The organism is Bacillus sp. AP50, from assembly GCF_040492675.1.
Taxonomy (GTDB): domain Bacteria; phylum Bacillota; class Bacilli; order Bacillales; family Bacillaceae_G; genus Bacillus_A; species Bacillus_A cereus.
On the sequence record NZ_JBEUTW010000541.1, the window covers coordinates 1 to 4,539 of the forward strand.

Here is a 4,539-nt window from a genome sequence, read left to right on the forward strand (position 1 = left end):
CGTTATCTTTATCTGCATGTGGTTCATCAGATAATATTGTAACGACAAAATCAGGAAGCATTTCAGAAAGTGATTTTAACAAAAAATTAAAAGAAAACTACGGTAAACAGAATTTATCTGAAATGGTAGTAGAAAAAGTATTAAATGATAAATATAAAGTTACGGATGAAGAGGTAACGAAACAACTAAAAGAATTAAAAGACAAGATGGGCGATAATTTTAATACATATATGGAATCCAATGGTGTGAAAAATGAAGATCAGTTGAAAGAGAAATTAAAGCTTACTTTTGCTTTTGAAAAAGCTATTAAAGCAACCGTAACGGAAAAAGATATTAAAGATCATTATAAGCCAAAGCTTCAAGTTAGCCATATTTTAGTAAAAGATGAAAAGACAGCAAAAGAAATTAAAGAAAAATTAAATAGTGGCGAAGATTTCGCGGCATTGGCTAAACAATATTCAGAGGATCCAGGTTCTAAAGAAAAAGGTGGGGAACTATCTGAATTTGGACCTGGTATGATGGTGAAAGAATTTGAGGATGCTGCGTATAAGTTAGAAGTTGGTCAATTGAGTGAACCTGTTAAATCTTCTTTCGGATATCATATTATTAAGCTAACGGATAAAAAAGAGCTTAAACCGTATGAGGAAGAGAAAGAGAATATTCGTAAAGAATTAGAACAGCAACGTATACAAGATCCTCAATTCCATCAACAAGTTACTAGAGAACTGCTTAAAAATGCAGATATAAAGGTATCTGATAAAGACTTGAAAGATACCTTTAAAGAGTTAGAAAAATAATAAATGGAATGTAAGGCAAGCGATAGAAATATCGGTTGTCTTTTTCTCTATTTATCCCGCTATTTGCCGAAATTTTACTTAATAAGAAATCTTTGAGTTTCTCAACTTTTATATAAAATAAAACTGAATTTTCAGTTATTTTGTTATATAGTAAAAGAGAACGAATAAGGGGAGGGAACATTTTGAGTAAAAAGAAAATGGCAATTACACTGTCAGCAATGCTATCTGCAACAATTATACCTAGCTTTACTATGGATGTGCATGCTGAGAAGAAGGAAGAGACTAAAAGTACAAAAATTGAATTAGAAAATGGGATGACAAAACCGATTTATTCTCTCGATGAAGCTATTATCGAAAATTTATATGTAGAGACAGAAGTTGATAGTGATCGAGACGGTAAGAAAGACAGAGTATCGATAAAAGTTATGCGTCCAAAGACAGATCCGAATGTGAAAGTTCCTGTTATTTATGAAATGAGTCCATATCGATCTGGATTAAAAGATGTTCCTGTATATAATGTAGATGAAGAATTGTATGCGTATGAAGGAAAACCGTATGGAGCGGTTAATCTTGGTTCGTATGGGAACTATTACGTGCCAAGAGGTTATGCAGTTATTCTAGGCGAAAGTATCGGTACTGGAAAATCAGATGGATGCCCTACAACTGGAGATGAACAAGAGATACTCGGGACAAAATCTGTTATTGATTGGGTAAACGGTCGCGCGAAAGCATTTACAGAACAGGGTGAGGAAGTTCAGGCAAATTGGTCTACAGGAAATGTAGGTATGACTGGAGTTTCCTATAATGGTACTTTACCAAATGCTGTTGCGACTACTGGAGTCGAAGGTTTAAAAACAATTATTCCAATCGCAGCAATTAGTAGTTGGTATGATTATTATCGTGCAAATGGTGCAGTCATTGCTCCAGGCGGATATCAAGGGGAAGATACAGATAATATGGCAGAAGCAGTACTGACAAGGGAAAACCCTGAAGTTTGCGGACAAGTTATAAAAGAGTTAACGGCTGGACAAGACAGAAAAACAGGTAATTATAATGATTTTTGGGATAAACGTAACTATGTAAAAGATGCTAAAAATGTAAAAGCGAGTGTATTTGTTGTTCATGGTTTAAACGATTGGAATGTTAAAACAAAACAGTTCGCGCAATGGTGGGAAGCACTTGGAGAAAATAATGTTCCGCGTAAAATGTGGCTACACCAAGGTGGTCATGGTGGGACATCAAGTAATAACTGGCAGCAAACACAAAATAAATGGTTAGATTATTGGTTGTACGGAATTGAAAATGGAATTATGGATGAACCAATGGTTGATGTGCAACGAGAAAATAAAACGTGGCAAAAGATAAAAAATTGGCCAGATCCAGCGGCTGTACCTTCAAAAATCCGTATGTATTTAAGTAATAAATCAGTCAATTTACCATTAAGTATGGGAGCGGCTAATAAAGTTTTCTCATTCTTAGATGATGCACAAATGAAATCAAACCAATTAGTAGCAAACCCAGAATTAGAAGTAGCAAATCGATTAGTATATACAATGCCTGTACTGCAAAAAGATACGCGTATAAGTGGTACACCAAAGATTTCAATTACAGGAAATATTGATCGATCTGTATCAAATTTAACAGCATTACTTGTTGACTATGGAGGAGCGAAGCCGGAAATCGTAACGAGAGGCTGGATGGATCCACAAAACTTAAAGAGTATAGAAAATTCAACAGCGATTCAACCGGGCAAAGATTATACATTTACATGGGACATGCAGCCAGATGATTATGTATTTAAAGCGGGGCATCAAATCGGAGTTGTTTTAATTGCAAGTGATTATGATTATACAATTAGACCGAAAGCTGGCACGAAACTTACAGTGAAATTAAGTGAAGTGACATTGCCGATTGTGAAATAAATATTTTTTCTAAAGAGTTTACTAAAGTAAGCTCTTTAATTTGTAGTCTGAATTTTTAATTTTTATATTTCAAATTGGAAGGTTATGTAATACAATATCATTATATTCTATGGAAAGTGAGTGATATATTATGACAGTCAGCTCTTTCGAAATATCATTAAAATCAGAGGTGCAGGAAGATTAGTTGAATTGAAATCTTCCGTACGTAAAAACGGAGGAGAAAATAAATGTTTAGCTTTTATAGTACACTTTGTACAGAACTGTATGATTACACAAAACCAGTCGGTTATTCTTTAAATGGTGATATTGAGTATTACAAAAAACGTTTAAAAGATTGTAGAGGAAGAATCCTCGAAGCCGCAGTAGGTTCAGGACGTGTCATCATTCCGCTTCTAGAGGCTGGTTTTAAAGTGGATGGGATAGATTATTCACCTGAAATGCTAGATTCTTGCCGTAAGCGCTGTAAAGAGAGAGGCTTACATCCTAATTTATATGAAGGAAGCTTGCAACAATTTTCACTTCCGCATAAATATGACGCAATTATCATTCCTACTGGATCTTTTTGTTTAATTGAAAATCGTGTGGATTCTATAAATGCATTGAAATGTTTTTATGAACATCTTAATCCAGATGGACGATTAATCGTAGATATTATGCTTCCGCATGACTGGAAGACTGGGGAAATTCATACATCGACTTTCTCTTTGCCGAGTGGAGACGGAATCACATTAGAAAATAAATCAATTGAAATAGATTGGCTGAACCAAGTTACTGTATCATATTTGAAATATGAAAAGTGGAGTAAAGGACAGTTAGTACAAACAGAACTACAACGCTTTGCGCTGCGCTGGTATGGAATAGAAGAGTTTAAACTTCTTTTAGAAAGTATAGGTTTCTCTAATATTACGTGCTCTGCTGAATATGATTATGAAAAAGAACCGTCAAATGCAAATCAAATGATTACTTTTGAAGCTGTGCGAAAAGAATAGAACTAAAACTATGAATAAAAAATAAGGCAATCGATTTAAAATCGGCTGCCTTATTTTTTATTTTATGTAATGGTTTATAGAGAAAGATTGGAGGGAAATAAATGAAACTTATATTAATATTTGGCCCACAAGCAGTTGGAAAAATGACAGTGGGGCAAGAATTAGCAACATTAACCGGTTTAAAACTTTTTCATAACCACATGACAATTGATTTAGTAAGTCCAATTTTTGATTACAGTACGAAAGAAGCAAAAAGACTAGTAAGTTTATTTCGTAATGAAATATTTGAAGAAGTATCTAAAAGTGATTTATCTGGAATGATTTTTACGTATATATGGGCATTTGACCTCCAAGCGGATTGGGATTATATACATCATGTAGAAAGTATTTTTGAATCAAAAGGTGGGACAGTGCATTTTGTAGAGCTGGAAGCGGAATTAGATGAAAGATTAGAACGAAATAAAAGCCCGAATAGATTAGAACATAAACCGAAAAAAAGAGATATTGAGTGGTCTGAAAATAATTTGAAAGAAACGATGAAAAAGCATAGATTAAACTCTCTTCATGGTGAAATTGAAAAAGAAGAGTATATAAAAATTAATAACACGTATTTGAGTGCAAAAGAAGTAGCGGAAATGATTAAAGAGAAGTTTCAATTGTGAAATTTTTGAAGTCTATTTCGTTTTCGTTGTCCAAGCATTCTCCTACTAATTACATATACTATTTATGTTAAAGTCGGCTACTATTTTATATAGGGCTGTTATTTTCCTATAAATGCTATTTTAGTGAAGTGGGAGGAATCAATTTGGAAAACGTAGAACAAGATAGAAT

Annotated in this window: 4 protein-coding genes; all 4 read left to right on the forward strand. The window is 33.7% G+C overall.

Annotation, left to right across the window (positions count from 1 at the left end; all coding sequences use genetic code 11):
- Nucleotides 1–797: peptidylprolyl isomerase (locus ABWK52_RS26230; protein ID WP_353772238.1), on the forward strand; the 797-nt coding region annotated here is incomplete at its 5' end.
- Nucleotides 798–979: 182 nt separating this feature from the next.
- The gene (locus tag ABWK52_RS26235) at nt 980–2,719 is read left to right on the forward strand and encodes a Xaa-Pro dipeptidyl-peptidase (protein ID WP_000038300.1); all 1,740 of its coding nucleotides are present in this window, start codon (nt 980–982) and stop codon (nt 2,717–2,719) included.
- A gap of 227 nt (nt 2,720–2,946) precedes the next feature.
- Nucleotides 2,947–3,708: a class I SAM-dependent methyltransferase gene (locus ABWK52_RS26240; protein WP_000490927.1), complete on the forward strand. Its 762-nt coding sequence runs from the start codon at nt 2,947–2,949 to the stop codon at nt 3,706–3,708.
- 101 nt (nt 3,709–3,809) lie between these two features.
- Complete coding sequence (locus ABWK52_RS26245; protein ID WP_000767061.1) at nt 3,810–4,370, forward strand: AAA family ATPase; 561 nt, start codon at nt 3,810–3,812, stop codon at nt 4,368–4,370.
- The last annotated feature ends 169 nt before the right edge of the window (nt 4,371–4,539 follow it).